13 protein-coding genes and 1 pseudogene are annotated in these 15,499 nt (G+C 74.3%); 9 read left to right on the forward strand and 5 right to left on the reverse strand.

What is annotated here, in order from left to right; genetic code table 11:
- The first annotated feature begins 48 nt into the window (after window positions 1-48).
- From NUM_RS05260 to NUM_RS05270, 3 genes are all read left to right on the forward strand, one after another.
- Window positions 49-2,403 (forward strand): glycoside hydrolase family 65 protein, encoded by a 2,355-nt coding sequence (locus NUM_RS05260; RefSeq protein ID WP_207123417.1) that lies wholly within the window; start codon window positions 49-51, stop codon window positions 2,401-2,403.
- A gap of 3 nt (window positions 2,404-2,406) precedes the next feature.
- On the forward strand, window positions 2,407-3,192 hold the full coding sequence (locus tag NUM_RS05265; RefSeq protein ID WP_207123418.1) for a methyltransferase domain-containing protein: 786 nt from the start codon (window positions 2,407-2,409) through the stop codon (window positions 3,190-3,192).
- Between the two features lie 159 nt (window positions 3,193-3,351).
- On the forward strand, window positions 3,352-4,455 hold the full coding sequence (locus NUM_RS05270; protein WP_225918346.1) for a carbohydrate kinase family protein: 1,104 nt from the start codon (window positions 3,352-3,354) through the stop codon (window positions 4,453-4,455).
- 9 nt (window positions 4,456-4,464) lie between these two features.
- On the opposite strand, the gene NUM_RS05275 is transcribed toward NUM_RS05270, so the two are convergent.
- Both NUM_RS05275 and NUM_RS05280 read right to left on the reverse strand, forming a co-directional pair.
- Window positions 4,465-5,133, reverse strand: a complete 669-nt coding sequence (locus NUM_RS05275) for an alpha/beta fold hydrolase (protein ID WP_207123419.1) — start codon at window positions 5,131-5,133, stop codon at window positions 4,465-4,467.
- A gap of 91 nt (window positions 5,134-5,224) precedes the next feature.
- Complete coding sequence (locus tag NUM_RS05280; protein ID WP_225918347.1) at window positions 5,225-6,118, reverse strand: SigB/SigF/SigG family RNA polymerase sigma factor; 894 nt, start codon at window positions 6,116-6,118, stop codon at window positions 5,225-5,227.
- Between the two features lie 257 nt (window positions 6,119-6,375).
- Here NUM_RS05280 and NUM_RS05285 point away from each other — a divergent pair, with 257 nt between their 5' ends.
- A complete protein-coding gene (locus NUM_RS05285) occupies window positions 6,376-7,074 on the forward strand; it encodes a hypothetical protein (protein WP_207123420.1) in 699 nt (232 codons plus the stop codon).
- Between the two features lie 27 nt (window positions 7,075-7,101).
- Here the strand turns inward: NUM_RS05285 and NUM_RS05290 are convergent, their stop codons facing one another.
- A complete protein-coding gene (locus NUM_RS05290; RefSeq protein ID WP_207123421.1) occupies window positions 7,102-7,479 on the reverse strand; it encodes a VOC family protein in 378 nt (125 codons plus the stop codon).
- 73 nt (window positions 7,480-7,552) lie between these two features.
- Between NUM_RS05290 and NUM_RS05295 the strand changes: the two genes are divergently transcribed.
- Window positions 7,553-8,314, forward strand: coding sequence for a TetR/AcrR family transcriptional regulator C-terminal domain-containing protein (locus NUM_RS05295; RefSeq protein WP_225918348.1), 762 nt, complete (start codon window positions 7,553-7,555; stop codon window positions 8,312-8,314).
- Here NUM_RS05295 and NUM_RS05300 read toward each other — a convergent pair.
- Both NUM_RS05300 and nicT read right to left on the reverse strand, forming a co-directional pair.
- Window positions 8,287-9,333, reverse strand: a complete 1,047-nt coding sequence (locus tag NUM_RS05300) for a hypothetical protein (RefSeq protein ID WP_207123423.1) — start codon at window positions 9,331-9,333, stop codon at window positions 8,287-8,289. The two genes, NUM_RS05295 and NUM_RS05300, sit on opposite strands and share 28 nt — an antisense overlap.
- A gap of 62 nt (window positions 9,334-9,395) precedes the next feature.
- Window positions 9,396-10,511 carry a Nickel transporter NicT gene (gene nicT, locus NUM_RS05305; RefSeq protein ID WP_207123424.1) on the reverse strand — a complete coding sequence of 372 codons (1,116 nt, stop codon included), beginning with the start codon at window positions 10,509-10,511 and terminating at the stop codon, window positions 9,396-9,398.
- Between the two features lie 246 nt (window positions 10,512-10,757).
- Between nicT and NUM_RS05310 the strand changes: the two genes are divergently transcribed.
- The 4 genes and pseudogenes from NUM_RS05310 to NUM_RS05325 all read left to right on the forward strand — a co-directional run.
- On the forward strand, window positions 10,758-13,274 hold the full coding sequence (locus NUM_RS05310; RefSeq protein WP_207123425.1) for an NHL repeat-containing protein: 2,517 nt from the start codon (window positions 10,758-10,760) through the stop codon (window positions 13,272-13,274).
- A 68-nt stretch (window positions 13,275-13,342) separates the two neighbouring features.
- Complete coding sequence (locus NUM_RS05315; protein ID WP_207123426.1) at window positions 13,343-14,452, forward strand: zinc-binding alcohol dehydrogenase family protein; 1,110 nt, start codon at window positions 13,343-13,345, stop codon at window positions 14,450-14,452.
- Window positions 14,453-14,456: 4 nt separating this feature from the next.
- On the forward strand, window positions 14,457-14,900 hold the full coding sequence (locus NUM_RS05320) for a VOC family protein (protein WP_207123427.1): 444 nt from the start codon (window positions 14,457-14,459) through the stop codon (window positions 14,898-14,900).
- Window positions 14,901-15,119: 219 nt separating this feature from the next.
- Window positions 15,120-15,499, forward strand: a pseudogene (locus NUM_RS05325) (hypothetical protein); the annotation flags it as partial.

Genomic DNA, 15,499 nt, shown 5'->3' on the forward strand with positions numbered 1-15,499 from the left:
ATGGCGCCGCAGCCGGCGTACACCACGAACCATGAAGATCGGGGAACCATGACTACTGGCCGGGCGTTCACCGTGGAGCCCTGGTGCCTGCGCGAACTGAGCCTCGACCTGGACCGGATAGCCCAGTCGGAGTCGGTGTTCGCGCTGTCCAACGGGCACATCGGGCTGCGGGCCAACCTGGACGAGGGCGAGCCGCACGGCCTGCCGGGCACGTACCTCAACGGCGTGTTCGAGCTGCGCCCGCTCCCGTACGCGGAGGCCGGGTACGGCTATCCGGAGTCCGGGCAGACGGTCATCAACGTCACCAACGGCAAGCTGATCCGGCTGATGGTCGACGACGAACCGTTCGACCTGCGGTACGGCACGCTGCGCGCGCACGAGCGCAACCTGGACTTCCGGGACGGGGTGCTGCGCCGCGACGTCACCTGGACCTCGCCGGCCGGCCGTACCGTGCAGGTGACCTCGACCCGGCTGGTGTCGTTCACCCAGCGCGCCATCGCGGCGATCTGCTACGAGGTGGAGCCGGTCGACGGCCCGGCCCGGGTGGTGCTGCAGTCGGAGCTGGTGGCCAACGAGCAGCTGCCCGAGCAGTCCGGTGACCCGCGCGCCGCCGCCGTGCTGGAGGCGCCGCTGCGGGCCGAGCACAACGGCGTGTCCGGCGAGCGGGGCGCGATCCTGATCCACCAGACGGCCCGCTCCGGGCTGCGGGTGGCCGCCGGGATGGACCACCGGATCACGGTGCCCGAGGAGGTCAACCTGCACGTGGCCACCGAGTCGTTCGACGACCTGGCCCGGACCACCGTCGCCACCGTGCTGCGCCCCGGGCAGAAGCTGCGGCTGGTCAAGTTCCTCGCGTACGGCTGGTCGTCGTACCGGTCGGTGCCGGCGGTGCGCGACCAGGTCGCCGCGGCGCTGTCGGCGGCCCGGTTCACCGGCTGGAACGGGCTGCTCGCCGAGCAGCGCAAGTACCTCGACGAGTTCTGGCAGGGCGCCTCGGTCGAGGTGGACGGCGACACCGAGATCGAGCAGGCGATCCGGTTCGCGCTGTTCCACGTGCTGCAGGCCAGCGCCCGGGCCGAGCAGCGGGCGATCCCGGCGAAGGGGTTGACCGGCCCCGGCTACGACGGGCACTCGTTCTGGGACACCGAGATCTTCGTGCTGCCGGTGCTGACCTACAGCGTGCCGCAGGCGGTGGAGCAGGCGCTGCGCTGGCGGTACAACACGTTGCCGATGGCGCGGGACCGGGCCCAGCAACTCGGGCTGGCCGGGGCGGTGTTCCCGTGGCGGACCATCCGCGGCGAGGAGTGTTCCGGCTACTGGCCGGCCGGTACGGCCGCGTTCCACCTCGGCGCGGGCATCGCGCACGCGGTGGTGCGGTACGTGCAGGCGACCGACGACCGCGACTTCGAGCGCGAGGTGGGCCTGGAGCTGCTGGTGGAGACGGCGCGGATGTGGCGCTCGCTGGGCCACCACGACACGCACGGCCAGTTCCGGATCGACGGGGTGACCGGCCCGGACGAGTACTCGGCGATCGCCGACAACAACGTCTACACCAACCTGATGGCGCGCCGGAACCTGATCGCGGCGGCCGACGTGGCGGAACGCTATCCGTCGCGGGCCGGCGAGCTGGACGTCAGCGTCGAGGAGATGGCGTCCTGGCGGGACGCGGCGAAGGCGATGACCATCCCGTACGACGAGACGCTCGGGGTGCATCCGCAGTCGGAGGGGTTCACCAGCCACGAGCACTGGGACTTCGCCGCCACCGGCAGCCGGTATCCGCTGATGCTGCACTTCCCGTACTTCGACATCTACCGCAAGCAGGTGGTCAAGCAGGCCGACCTGGTGCTCGCGATGCAGACCTGCGGGGAGGCGTTCACCCCGGAGCAGAAGGCGCGCAACTTCGCCTACTACGAGCCGATCACGACGCGGGACTCGTCGCTGTCGGCGTGCAGCCAGGCGGTGATCGCCGCCGAGTGCGGCCACCTGGACCTGTCGCTGGACTACCTGGCCGAGGCGGCCCTGACCGACCTGTACGACCTGCACGCCAACACCAAGGACGGGCTGCACATGGCCTCGCTGGGCGGGGCCTGCCTGGCGCTGGTGGCCGGGTTCGGCGGGCTGCGCGACTCCGAGGAGGGGCTGGCGTTCGCGCCGCGGCTGCCGCGGGGGCTGTCCCGGGTGGCCTTCCGGATGCTGATCCGCGGCCACCACCTGCGGGTCGAGGTGACCAGCGAGACCGCGACGTACTCGCTGGTCGACGGGCCGGCGATCCCGATCGGCCACCACGGCGAGCGGCTGATGCTCGCCCCCGGCGACCCGGTGACCCGGTCGATCCCCCCGGCGCCGAGCTGGCCGGAGCCGCTGCAGCCGCCGGGGCGGGCGCCCCGCCGCCGGGAGCCCTGAGCCGTGCCCGACCGTGCCGCGCTGTTCGCCGCGATGGCCGAGCAGTACGACCAGATCGTGCCGTACTTCGCCGAGTTCGGCCGGCGCACCGTCGAGCTGGCGGCGCCCGCCGCCGGCGAGCGGGTGCTCGACGTGGCCTGCGGGCGCGGGGCGACGGTGGTACCGGCGGCGCACCGGGTCGGCCCGGCCGGTCTGGTGCTGGGCGTGGACCGGGCCGCGCCGATGGTGGCGGCGCTGCGCCGGGACCTCGCCGGCCGGCCGAACGTGGCGGTGGCGACCGCGGACGCGGCCGCGCTGCCGGTACCGACCGGCGGGTTCGATCTGGCGCTGTGCGGGTCGGCGCTGTTCCTGCTGCCGGACCCGGCCGCGGCGGCCGCCGAGCTGCACCGCGCGGTGCGGCCCGGCGGGCGGGTCGCGGTGTCGGTACCGCGGGAGACCGACGGCGGCTGGCCGTTCCTGCGCCCGACGTTCCTGCGCCACTGGCAGGCGGCCGGGCTGCCCGGGACGCCGTGGCCGGCCGGCACCTTCGACGCGACGGCGGTCCTGTCCGCCGCCGGGTTCACCGAGGTCACCGCGGCCGTGGTGGCCGCCGACATCCGGTTCGGCGACGGGGACACCTGGTGGCGGTGGATCCACACGATGGGCTGGCGGGCGGCGCTGGACCGGCTGCCTGCACGGTCACGCGCGGCACTGTGGGCCGAGCTGTCCGGTCCGCTCGCCGCGCAGGCCGGCCCGGACGGGCTGACCGGCCGCTACGAGATGACGGTGGTCACCGGCCACCGCGACTGAGCCCGGCGAGCCGGCGGCCGCGGCTGAGGCCGGCGGCCGGGTGGGATCCGCGGACGCCGCCCGGCGTGGCGGACTAGCCTAACGCAACGCCCCGGCGGGCGGACCCGCGCGGTACGCGGATCGGCGGGAACCGGGGCTCGGGGAAAGCGAGGGCGGATCGTGGGGTTCGATCCACTGGCTGCGACGCGCAGCGCGGACGGCGCCGACTTCGACCTGTTCGTGTACGGCACGGTGTTCCTGGACATCGTGTTCACCGGGCTGGCCCAGCCGCCGGGCGCGGGTACCGAGGTGTGGGCCGAGGGCATGGGCTCCTGCCCCGGCGGCATCGCGAACCTCGCCATCGCCGCCTCCCGGCTCGGACTGCGCACCTCGCTCGCGGCCGCGTTCAGCTCCGACGACTACGGCGACTTCTGCTGGCGCACGCTGGCCGAACAGGAGGGCGTCGACCTGTCGCGGTCGCGGCGGTTCGAGGGCTGGCACTCGCCGGTGACGGTGTCGATGGCCTGCCACGGCGACCGGTCGATGGTCACCCACGGGCACGACGCGCCGGTACCGGCGGCCGCGATCGTCGGCGCGCCGCCACGCTCGGCGGCGATCTTCGTCGACCTGTCCAACGAGGACGGGTTCGGCCGCGCCGGCGCCGCCGGCTGGGCCGATCCGATGGTCGACGCCGGCGCGCTGGTGTTCGCCGACGTCGGCTGGGACGCGAGCGGCACCTGGGACCGGCAGGTGCTGGACCGGCTGTCCCGCTGCCACGCGTTCGTGCCCAACGCGACCGAGGCGATGGCCTACACCCGTACCGACAGCGCGCAGGACGCGCTGTGGGCGCTGGCCGACCTGGTCCCGCTCGCGGTGGTCACCGACGGCGCGAACGGCGCCCTGGCCATCGACTCCACCACCGGCGAGGAGGCCCGGGTACCGGCGCCGCGGGTGGACGCGCTGGACGCGACCGGCGCCGGCGACGTGTTCGGTGCCGGCATGGTCCTCGGTACGCTCGCCGGCTGGCCGCTCACCGACCGGCTGGCGTTCGCCGGTGCCTGCTCCGCGCTGTCGGTGCAGCAGTTCGGCGGCTCGCTCGCCGCACCCGGGTGGGGCGACCTGGCCGACTGGTGGCACGCGGTACGCGACTGCGACAGCACCGACGCCTACCACGCGTCGCTGCGCCGCCGGTACGCGTTCCTGGACGGGGTGGTGCCCTCGTCGCCGCCGGGTGCGGTGCGTCGCGCCGCCGCCACCATCGCCCGCCAGTCCGACCTGCACTGACATCGCGGGTCAGGCGGCCGCGTCGAGGAGGATCTTGAGGACCTGGTCCGGCGCGTCGCGCAGCAGGTTGTGCTCGCTGTCGAGCTCGTGCACCGTCCAGTCCGGATCGGCGCGCAACCGCTGCCAGGTCGGCTCGAACGGCGACGAGGTCGGCCAGCGCAGCGCGTACGCGTAGTCGCGGCGGCGGAACGCGGACAGGTCCCGGGTCAACCGGATGCGTTGCAGCAGCGACGCGAGCGGGTGCGGGGTGGCCCGCCGGTCGAAGAACGGCAGCGGCGGCACCGCGAAGCCGGTGTCCCCGACGTCCAGGTACCAGGAACGCTGCTCGTCGGTGGTCAGCCGCCAGCAGGAGTCGCCGTCGTCGGGTACGAACGCGTCCAGGTAGACCAGCGCGTCCACCAGCTCCGGAGCCCGGTCGGCGACACCGCTGACGACCATCCCGCCGTAGCTGTGCCCGACCAGGATCGTCTCGCGCAGCTGCTCGGCCGCGAGCACCGCCAGTACGTCCTCGATGTGGGTGTCGAGGTTGACGGTGCCGGACAGCAGGTGCGCCCGCTCCCCCAGGCCGGTCAGCGTCGGGGTGAGGACCCGGTGGCCGTACTCGCGCAGGCGGTGCGCGAGCGGCGCGTACCACCAGCCGCCGTGACAGGCGCCGGCGATCAGCACGAAGGTCGCCATCGGGTCCTCCCTACGCCGCTTCCCGAGGTCATCATCACCCCGCGCCCGGCTCGGTGGGCCCGCCCGGGGCGAGCCGTGGCCGTTCGGGTGGTCATGCCGCCCGAGACGACGACCTCGCCGCCCGCCGCGCCGTCGCGGCCGGACGCCCGGTCGTCGCGGACCGGCCCGCCGCCGGCCGCCGGGTGCCACGCCGCGGCCGGGCCTGGCACACCTCCACCCGGGTGGCGTCGCCGTCGATCCAGTCGCGCAGCCCGACCAGGGTCCGCGCGATCAGCCGGGACACGTGCATCTGGGACAGCCCGACCGCGGCGCCGATCTCGGCCTGGGTGCGCTGCTCGACGAACCGCATGGCGAGCACCCGGCGCTCCCGCTCCGGCAGCTGCCGCAACGCGGGCCGCAACGACACCCGGTCCGGTACCTGCTCCACCCGCTCGTCCGCCCCGCCGAGCAACTCGCCGAGCTCGATCCCGTCGCCACCGCCCGGCGCGTTCAGCGACACCGGCGCGTACGCGCTGGCGGCGGCCAGCGCCGCGGTCAGCTCGCGGACCGCGACGCCCAGCTCGGCGGCGAGTTCACCGGTGCCCGGTTCCCGGCCGGTACGCTGCGCCACCCGTTCGGCCGCCGCGGCCGCCGCCAACCGCAGCTCCTGCAGCCGGCGCGGCACCCGGACGTCCCAGCAGGCGTCGCGGAAGTACCGCTTCAGCTCGCCGGAGATGGTGGGCACCGCGTACCCGAGGAACGGGCCGAGATCCGGGTCGAAGCCGTCCACCGCCTTGATCAGGCCGATCCGGGCCACCTGGGTCAGGTCGTCGAGCCGCTCGCCGCGCTGTGCGTATCTCCGGGCGATGCGGTCGGCGACCGGCAGGTAGGCCAGGATCGCCGCGGACCGGGCGGCGGCCCGTCGCGGGTCGCCCGCCGGACACGACCGCATCACCGTGAGCTGTTCGTCCGCCTGCCGAAACGACGGGTCGTTCTGGTATGGCACGAGCCATCCACCCCCCGGATGTCGTCGGCCAACCGCTGCGGCTGGCGCGACGCCGCTCGTACCCCCATGATGGCCCCGCGACCGCCGGTGCGGTGGGTGTTTTGTCCGTACCCGCTCGCCCCGGCGCCGAAACGACCCGGTGTCGGGGTGCCGCCGGGTCACTCGCGCGGTCCCGGCCGGGCCGATCGTCTCGACGTGGCCGACGAGGTGGCGCAGACTGGGACCGAACGGGTACTGATCAGCCCGAGGGGGCAACGATGTCCATGACCCGTACGCCCGACCTGGTCCCCGTGCTGTCCCGCGGCCGGCACCGCAACCCGCGGCGCGGCGCCTGCTTCATGGAGATGGCGTCCTACCTGGCCGGCGAGCGCTGGAGCGACCACCCGGCCTGCACCCATCCGCTGCTGGCCGCCACCGCCCGCCAGGTCAACGACCGGATCAGCGACGCCGGCCGGGCCCGGCTCGCCGCGCTGATCCCGTCGGTGATCGGGCTGACCGGCGACGACATCCGGATCGAGGTGGGCATCGCGCTGCACTGCGCGATCACCGCGCTGCCGGTGGTGGCCGCCGAACGCCAGCGCGGGCTCGCGGTCGCCGTGCTGTCGGCGAACCGGCTCACCAACGCGCTGGACGACCGGCCGGAGGACCGCCTCGACGAGGCGAGCCGGGCGGCGCTGGCCGCAGTGCCGCACGCGTGGCGCTGGGCCCGCCAGTTCAGCCCCGGGTTCTCCCCGTCGGCCAAGGCGTTCCGTCGGTACGCGGCGCCGGCGACGGTGACCGGCGCCGTGGACGGCGTGGCCACCGCCTGCATCGCCGACCCGGACCCGATGCTGTACGACCTGCTCGCCGGGTCGATCGAGATCACCGCGGCGCTGGCCGGGCCGGCGCCGAGCCGTCGCCCCCGGGTACCGGCCCGGCGGGCGGTGCGGCTGCCGGGCGCCGGGACCCGCCGCTGAGCCGGCCGCGCGCCGGCGCGCGGGTCGTCAGCCGTTCCAGTCGACCAGCTGGACGATGACGCCGTTCGGGTCGCGCACCTGGAAGGCGCGCTCGCCCCACTCCTCCACCGTCAGCGGCATGGTGATCGGCACGCCCTCGCCCTGCAGCCGGGCCAGCTCGGCGTCCAGGTCGGCCACGGTCAGCGCGAGGATCAGCCCGGCGGCGTGCTCGTCGCGCTGGTCGGCCGGCAGCGTCGACAACCCGCGGCGCAGGAAGATCACGTTCATCCCGACGTCGGCGCGGGCCAGCGAGGCGAACCCGTCCGCCGCCAGCTGCTCGGCGAAGCCGAAGTGGCGGCACAGGAACGCGCTGGACGCGGCGACATCGTCCACCGTCAACGACACCGCCGATGCGGTGACCTGCATGGGAGCCCCTCTCGTAAAACTATTTACGTTGTACAGTATAACGGCTCGGGCGACGCTCTGCGAGGATCGGGCGGTGGCGGAACGGACCGGTGGCGGCGACGCGGCGAAGACCCTGCACCTGCTCTGGGACGAGGCCGCGCCGCCGCGCCGCGGGCCGCGCCCGGGCCTCACCGTGGCCGACGTGGTCGCCGCCGCCACCGCGGTCGCCGACGCCGACGGGCTCGGCGCGCTGACCATCCGGCGGGTCGGCGAGCGGCTCGGCGTCTCCGCGATGACCGTCTACACCTACGTACCGGGCAAGGCGGAGCTGCTGGACCTGATGCTGGACGCCGCGTACCGGGCGATGGACCGGACCGACCGCACCGGCCAGGACTGGCGGAGCCGGCTCACCGCGATCGCCGCGGAGAACCGCCAGCTGTGCCGCGACCACCCGTGGGTCGCCGGGGTCTACACCGCGCGGCCGACGCTCGGCCCGGGCCTGATGGCCAAGTACGAGCACGAGCTGGCCGCCTTCGACGGGCTCGGGCTGCCCGACGTGACCTGCGACGACGCGCTGAGCTACCTGCTCGGCTTCGTGTACGCCAACGCCCGCGACGAGCGCGCCGCGGCCGCGGCCGCCGGTACCGACCAGCAGTGGTGGGCGCAGGCCGGGCCGCTGCTGGCGCGCATCTTCGACGAGTCCGCCTACCCGCGCGCGGTCCGCATCGGCGCCGCGGCCGGGGCCGCACGGGGCAGCGCGTACGACCCGGCTCAGGCGTACGAGTTCGGGCTGGCCCGGGTGCTCGACGGGCTCGGCGTGCTGATCGATCAGGCCGCGTCGCGGCGGCGCCAGTAGGTCAGCAGGCCGAGCATCAGCAGCGCGCTGGGCAGTTCGGTGAGCGCGCCGAACTGGCTGTCGGTGAAGTTGAACAGCTGGGTGACGAACAGGTTCACGTACAGTGCGGCGATCAGCCACCGGTAGCCGGCGGCCCGGTCCCGCCGCCAGCGCAGCGCACCGACCACGACCAGGACCGCCTCGGCGGTACGGGTCAGCGCGCTCGCCAGCACCGCACCGAACTCGCGGCCGAGCAGCGACTGGTCGTCGTGGGCCAGCGCCACCACGGCCTGCACCACGAACACCACCGCCACGATCAGCCGGGTCACGGTCAGCACGCCGACCACGATCGGCGGCAGGAACCGCCAGTCCACCACCCGGCGGGCGAGGCGCCGCAGCGAGCCGAGCCGGCCGGCGCCGGGACGCAGCTCGGATCGCGACGGCGCCGCCGCGATCAGGTACCGCACCCCGAGCGCCGCGGCGTCCTCCCGGCCGGCCACCAAGGCCATCGCCTCGCTGCGCTGCCGCACGGTCAGCCCGCCGGTCAACCCGCCGGCGGCGAGCACCGCGGCGGCCGCGGCGTCGGCGGCGGGCCCGCCGCGACGCCGGGTGCGCACCTTCAGCACCAGCAGCACCAGCGCGGCGAACAGCAGGTACATCACGCCGGCCGCCGGCGCGAAGAAGTAGTTGTTGGTGCGGGTGATGAACTTGCCGACCTCGTCGACGAACAGGCCGAGCCCGACGCCACCGGCGAGCGCGGTCACCAGCCGGGCGGTCCGGTCGGCGAACAGCAACGCGACGACCAGTCCGATCAGCATCAGCAGCCCGCCCCACAGGGCGTGCGCGATGTGCAGGCTGCCACCGCCGATCTGCGGGTACCCGGTGGCGGCCAGGTACAGGCGGGTCACCAGCACGGTGACGATGCCGGCCAGCACCATCAGCCGCATGTTGCGGCCCCCGTCCAGCGCCCGGACCAGGCGCAGCACCCGCGCCGGTCGCACCGATCGCCACCAGCCGGTCCGCGGCGTGCTCTGCGACATCCACTCCCCCTCGGCCACCCGTAACCCGTTGCTACAGGCTATGGGTGGCCGCTCGGGCGTGATCAGTCGTCCACGGTCTCGGTGCGCAGCCGGGCGTTCCAGCGCTGCTCGATCCGGCCGAACCGCCAGGTCAGCAGGGCGATCCCCCAGATCGCGACGAACAGCCCGACGATCACGAAGCCGACGTAGTTGAGGTCCAGGCCGGCGATCCAGGCCAGCGGGCCGGTCGAGATCGACAGCTTCTCGGCCAGGACCGACAGCAGCTCGATCACGCCGATGATCAGCGCCACCGCCACCGACAGCGCGGTGATCGTCAGGTTGTAGTACACCTTGCGCACCGGCTTGGCGAACGCCCAGCCGTACGCGAAGTTCATGAACGAGCCGTCGATCGAGTCCAACAGCGACATGCCGGCGGCGAACAGGATCGGCAGCGTCAGGATCGCGTACCAGGGCAGCGCGAACGCGGCCGCACCACCGGCGAGCACCAGCAGCGAGACCTCGGTCGCGGTGTCGAAGCCGAGCCCGAACAGCAGCCCGATCGGGTACATGTGCCACGGCTTGCGGACCGCGCGGGTGGCGCCGCCGAGGATCCGGTTGACGAAGCCGCGCTTGTCGAGCTGCTCCTCCAGCTCGGCCTCGTCGAAGTGGCCGGAGCGCATCCGGCGGAACACCTTCGCGATGCGGGTCAGTACGGCCAGGTTGAGCACCGCGATGATGACCAGGAACACGCCGGAGACCAGCGTGCCGATCAGCCCGGTGACGGTCTGCAGCGTCGACGAGTCGTTCTCGACCTGGCCGGCGAGGGTACGCACGCCGAAGCCGAGCAGCGCGCACAGCCCGAACACCACCGAGGAGTGGCCGAGGGAGAACCAGAACCCGACCGAGACCGGCCGCTGCCCGTCGCCCATCAGCTTGCGGGTGGTGTTGTCGATCGCGGCGATGTGGTCGGCATCGAACGCGTGCCGCATGCCCAGCGTGTACGCGGTGACGCCGAGGCCGATGCCGAAGATCTGCCCGCCGACCCGGTACTGCGCCGGGGCGACCAGGGTGACCAGCAGTCCCCAGCCGACGACGTGCAGGGCCAGCACGAACAGTCCCATGCCGATCAGCCGCCGGCGCTCACCGGCGGACAGCCGGCGGCGGGTGCGGGTCGGCGCTGCGGATGACAAACCGGTCATGACGCCCTCCGGCCGGTACCCGGCGCGTCGCGATGAAGTGTCGGCACGTCCAGACCCTAAAGCCGCAGTCTTGGTTCCTGCAAGAGATGTGCAATTAGCCACGCGCGACAGCGCTCCGCCGGAGTGGGCCCGGCATGCCGGGCGATCCCACCAGGCGCGACGCCATTGACCTTTGCTGCGCACTTCATTACGGTCATGTCCTCAAACAGGGTGGCAGCTCCCCGACGTACCGGAAGGGTGGCCCTCGTGCCTGCTCGTCGCGTTCGTACCGCTCCCCTCCTCGCCGCCGCCGTCCTGGCGGTCTGCGCCGTCGTCGGCCCGGCCGACGGCGCCGCCCGGGCCACGCCGGCCGGCACCGGCGACATCCTCATCGGCAACCACAGCTTCGAGTCCGGCACCGACGGCTGGACTTTCGGCCGAGCCGGAAAGGACATCCCGCGGCCGGATCCCGCGTGCGCCGGCACCGCGGTGACCGACCGGCACACCGACGGCTCGGCGAGCCTGCGGCTGTCCCCCGCCGCCGGCTGCCCCACCCCCGCCGCGGTCGCCGACCCGGTCGCCGTACAGGCCGGTACGACCTATCACGCCTTCCTGCAGATCTCCGGCCCGCAGGCGAGTGCCCGGCTGCGGCTGGTGTTCGCCGCCGCCGACGGCACCGTGCTCGACGTGTCCGGCGGGCCGGCCGGCACGCCGGGCGCCGGCTGGTCCACCGTGTCGGCCGCCGCGACCGCACCCGCCGGTACCGCGACGGTCGCGGTGCGGCTCGACGTGGCCAAGGCGACGGTGTGGGCCGACGACGCGCTGATCACCGCCACCGACACCGATCTCGGCTCGCAGGTGGGCAAGGCGTCCGTCAACGCGACGACGTTCGGGGTGGACGGCGCCGGCGCGCGCACCGCGTACACGGTCGTGACCGGGGCGAGCAACTGGGACGCGCACCTGGTCGGGATCACCGAGGCGACCGGCAAGGTCACCGTCGACCTGCCGCTGCCGGGCGCCACCGGCGCGTGGAACGCCACCACCGCCACCGACGGCTCGGTCTACGTCGGCAGCTACAACTTCGACGACACCAGCAGGAACGGCCGGCTCTACCGGTACGTGCCGGGCGCCACGGCGGTGCAGGACCTGGGGCAGCCGATCGCGGGCGACACGTTCGTCTGGGACGTCACCGCCGGGCCGGACGGCAGCGTGTACGGCGGGGGCTACCCGTCCGGCGGCGCCTTCCGGTACTCGCCGGCGGACGGGTTCCGGCAGGTCGGCGCGCGGCCGATGGTCGCGCCCGAGCAGTACGTGCGCAGCGTCGCCTACGACCCGGCCAACGACGTGGCGTACGCCGGGATCGGCTCGCACGCGCACCTGATGGCCTGCCCGGGCGGCGGGACGACGTGCACCGACATCCTGCCGGCCGAGTACGCCGCGGAGGAGTTCACCTACTCGCTGGAGGCCGGCGACGGCTACGTGTTCGCGAACCTGTCGAACACCGGCGACGGGCACCTGCTGATCATGAAGGTGACGGCGACCGGCGACACCGTCACCGCCACGAAGGTCGCCGACATCCCGAAGGTGCGCTACCCCGGCGCGTCCCCGGTCGTCGCCGGCGGCGTGTACTACCTGAGCGGCTCGAAGCTGATGCGCTACGACCTCGCGGCCGGCACGTCGGCCGCGGTGGCGAGCGGGCTGCCGGCCGCCGGCCGGTCCTGGGGCGTGGACACCGGCGGCCCGGCACCCGCACTGGAGGCGGTCGGCAACACCGCCGCCGGCCCGGTGGTGATGCGCTACGACACCGGCACCGGCACGGTGAGCTCGGTGACCGCCACCGGCGTACCGGCGGCGCCGACCAACCTGCAGACCCCGCTGCTCGGCCCGGACGGCAGGATCTACACCTCCGGCTTCCTGTCCGGCGGCACCGGCGTGTACACCCCGATGCGCTCCGACGCCGACGTCCAGTACACCGGGGTGCCGCAGGTCGAGGGCGCCACCGTCATCGGCGACACGATGTACTTCGGCGGCTATCCCGGCGCCAACGTGTACGCCTACCAGCCGGCGAAGCCGTGGAAGCTCGGCACCAACCCGGTCAAGGTCTGCTCGCTGACCGACCAGGACCAGGACCGGCCGTACGGGATGGTGAACGCGGGCGGCAAGCTCGTGATCGGCACCGAGGCCGGGTACGGCAAGCTCACCGGCGCGCTCGCCGTCTACGACCCGGCGACCGGCTCCTGCGTCACGCACCCGAACATCGCCGACGACCGCACCGTCGCGAGCCTGGCGTACCTGGACGGCATGGTGTACGGCGGGACGTCGATCTGGGGCGGGCTCGGGGTCGAGCCGTCCCAGCGGGAGGCGGTGCTGCTCGCCTACGACCCGGCGACCGGGGCGCACCACGAGATCGCGCTGCCCAGCCGCGGGCTGCGTACCGTGCTGGGGCTGACCGTCGGCCCCGACCACCGGCTCTGGATGATCGCCGAGGACCACGTGCTGGTGTACGACCCGGTCAGCCAGCGGTTCGTCGCCGACCAGCGGATCTTCCCGGAACTGGACGTGCCCGGCGACGAGCTGATCGACGCGCACGACGCGTTCCTGCGCACCGGCCGGGATGGCAACCTCTACGGCACCATCCACGGCCGGTACGTGTTCCGGCTCGACCCGCGGACCCTGCACGCCACGGTGCTGCGCCGGGGCACCGTCGAAGGGCTGACCGCCGACCGGTACGGCAACCTCTACTACGTCCAGGACGGGTACCGGCTGCACCGGCTGGTGCCGTAGCGCCGGCGGATGGCCGGTCGGGGCGCGGGTCGCTCGGTGATCGCCTACGGTCGAGCCGGAGGTGTGCGATGACCGACACCGCGACGCCGGCCGGCCCGATCCCGGACCGGATGACCGGCTGGCAGGTGACCACGCCGGCACCGGTGGCGGACCGGCCGCTGCGCGCGACGACGCTGCCGGTGCCCACCCCGGCGGCGGACGAGCTGCTGGTGCGGGTACTGGCCTGCGGGGTGTGCCGGACCGACCTGCACGTCACCGAGGGCGACCTGCCGGTGCACCGGCCCGGCGTGGTGCCCGGGCACGAGGTGGTCGGGCGCGTCGTCGCGGTCGGGGCCGGGGTGACCGGGTGGGCGGTCGGCGAGCGGGTCGGCGTCGCCTGGCTGCGGCACACGTGCGGACACTGCCGGTACTGCCGGGCCGGTGCGGAGAACCTGTGCCTGGCGTCGCGGTACACCGGGTGGGACGCCGACGGCGGCTACGCGCAGTACACCACCGTGCCGGCCGGCTACGCCTACCGGCTGCCCGCCGGGTACTCCGACGTGGAGCTGGCGCCGCTGCTGTGCGCCGGGATCATCGGCTACCGGGCGCTGCTGCGCGCCGAACTGCCGGCCGGCGGACGGCTCGGCATCTACGGGTTCGGCGCCTCCGCTCACCTCACCGCGCAGCTGGCCCTCGCCCAGGGCGCCACGGTGCACGTGCTGACCCGGTCCGCCGCGGCCCGGCAACTGGCGCTGGAGCTCGGTGCCGCGTCCGCCGGCCCGGCCGACGGCGCACCGCCCGAGCCGCTGGACGCGGCGATCCTGTTCGCCCCGGTCGGCACCCTGGTACCGGTGGCGCTGGCCGCGCTGGACGCCGGCGGCACCCTGTCGGTGGCGGGCATCCACCTCACCGACATCCCGCCACTGAACTACCAGCGGCACCTGTTCCGCGAACGCACCCTGCGCAGCGTCACGGCCAACACCCGCGACGACGGTCGCCGCTTCCTCGACCTCGCCGGCCGGCACCACCTGCACGTGACGACCACGCCGTACCCGCTGGCGCAGGCCGACCGGGCGCTCGCCGACCTGGCCGGCGACCGGGTCGAGGGCGCCGCGGTACTGGTACCCGAACCGTCGCCGGCCGCACCGGTGACCGGCAGACCGTCGCCGGGCGCACCGGTGACCGGCGGAACGGAGTGACCGGATGACCGACCACCCCCGCTTCGACCAGCTGACCGTCCGGCTGCCGGTAGCCGACGTCGCCGCGGCGGCGGGGTTCTACCGACGGCTGTTCGGCCGCGACCCGGACTTCGCCCCGCACGAGGACTTCCTGGAGTGGCAGGCGGTACCGGGCACCTGGGTGCAGGTGTGCCCCGGCGCCGCGACCGGCGGTACCGGCCGGCTCCGGTTCGGCGTCGCCGACATCCGGGCCGCGGTGACGTGGGCCGAGGTGTCGCTGCGGGTCGAGTGCACGCCGATCCAGTCGCTGCCCGGCGTGGTCGCGTTCACCGACTTCACCGACCCGTACGGGCACGGCTGGGGCTTCTTCCAGGATCTCGTCGATCCGGCGACGGCGGTCGGCCCGGGTGGCTCGGTGACCGACGAGACGCTGTTCGTCGCCGGCGTCGCCGACCCGTCCAACGACTGACGAGGCCCGAGGTCGGACCGGGTCCGACCTCGGGCCCGGCCCGACCTCCCAGCCGGCCGGAAGCCGGCCCGGCCTCCGGCCGGCACGACCTCCGGCCCGGGGCCGACGAGCCGGTGGTGACTCTCCGGGCACAGGCTCGGCACAGCAACGGCCGGTACTCCCCGCAAGCTCCCAGTCACCCGCCAGCCGAGCCGCAGTGCACCGGCGCACGCTCGACCCATGAGTACCGATCCGGGAACCCACCTCGACCCCGAGCCGGACGAGCCGCGGCCGACCGGCACCGACCACGCCGCCTCGTCGGCGGCAGACCCGAAGCCGGCCACACCGGCCGGACCCCGACACCCGGAACCGACCCCGCCGCCCGCCTCCTGGGCACCGGAGCCCGGCGAGTGGCCCGCGCGGGCCGCCACACAGCACGACCCGGAGCCCGTCACCTCGGCCGCCGAGGCCGCCACGGCGCGGGCCACCTCGGTCCGCGAGGCCGGCACGCCACCGGACCCGGAGGCCGGCACACCAGCCGCCGCGGCCGCCACGGCGCGGGACGCGGAGGCGGTCACCCCGGCGGGCGTCCGGCAGCCGGCGGCGGGCCCGGTGGCCGG

It is taken from the genome of Actinocatenispora comari (genome assembly GCF_017312725.1).
Lineage (GTDB): Bacteria > Actinomycetota > Actinomycetes > Mycobacteriales > Micromonosporaceae > Actinocatenispora > Actinocatenispora comari.

Excerpts from the sequence above, each read along its gene's own strand:
- NUM_RS05315 (WP_207123426.1), top strand. The coding sequence starts at position 13,343 with ATGACCGACACCGCGACGCCGGCCGGCCCGATCCCGGACCGGATGACC.
- NUM_RS05300 (WP_207123423.1), bottom strand. The coding sequence starts at position 9,333 with ATGTCGCAGAGCACGCCGCGGACCGGCTGGTGGCGATCGGTGCGACCG.
- nicT (WP_207123424.1), bottom strand. The coding sequence starts at position 10,511 with ATGACCGGTTTGTCATCCGCAGCGCCGACCCGCACCCGCCGCCGGCTG.
- NUM_RS05290 (WP_207123421.1), bottom strand. The coding sequence starts at position 7,479 with ATGCAGGTCACCGCATCGGCGGTGTCGTTGACGGTGGACGATGTCGCC.
- NUM_RS05285 (WP_207123420.1), top strand. The coding sequence starts at position 6,376 with ATGTCCATGACCCGTACGCCCGACCTGGTCCCCGTGCTGTCCCGCGGC.
- NUM_RS05320 (WP_207123427.1), top strand. The coding sequence starts at position 14,457 with ATGACCGACCACCCCCGCTTCGACCAGCTGACCGTCCGGCTGCCGGTA.
- NUM_RS05260 (WP_207123417.1), top strand. The coding sequence starts at position 49 with ATGACTACTGGCCGGGCGTTCACCGTGGAGCCCTGGTGCCTGCGCGAA.
- NUM_RS05275 (WP_207123419.1), bottom strand. The coding sequence starts at position 5,133 with ATGGCGACCTTCGTGCTGATCGCCGGCGCCTGTCACGGCGGCTGGTGG.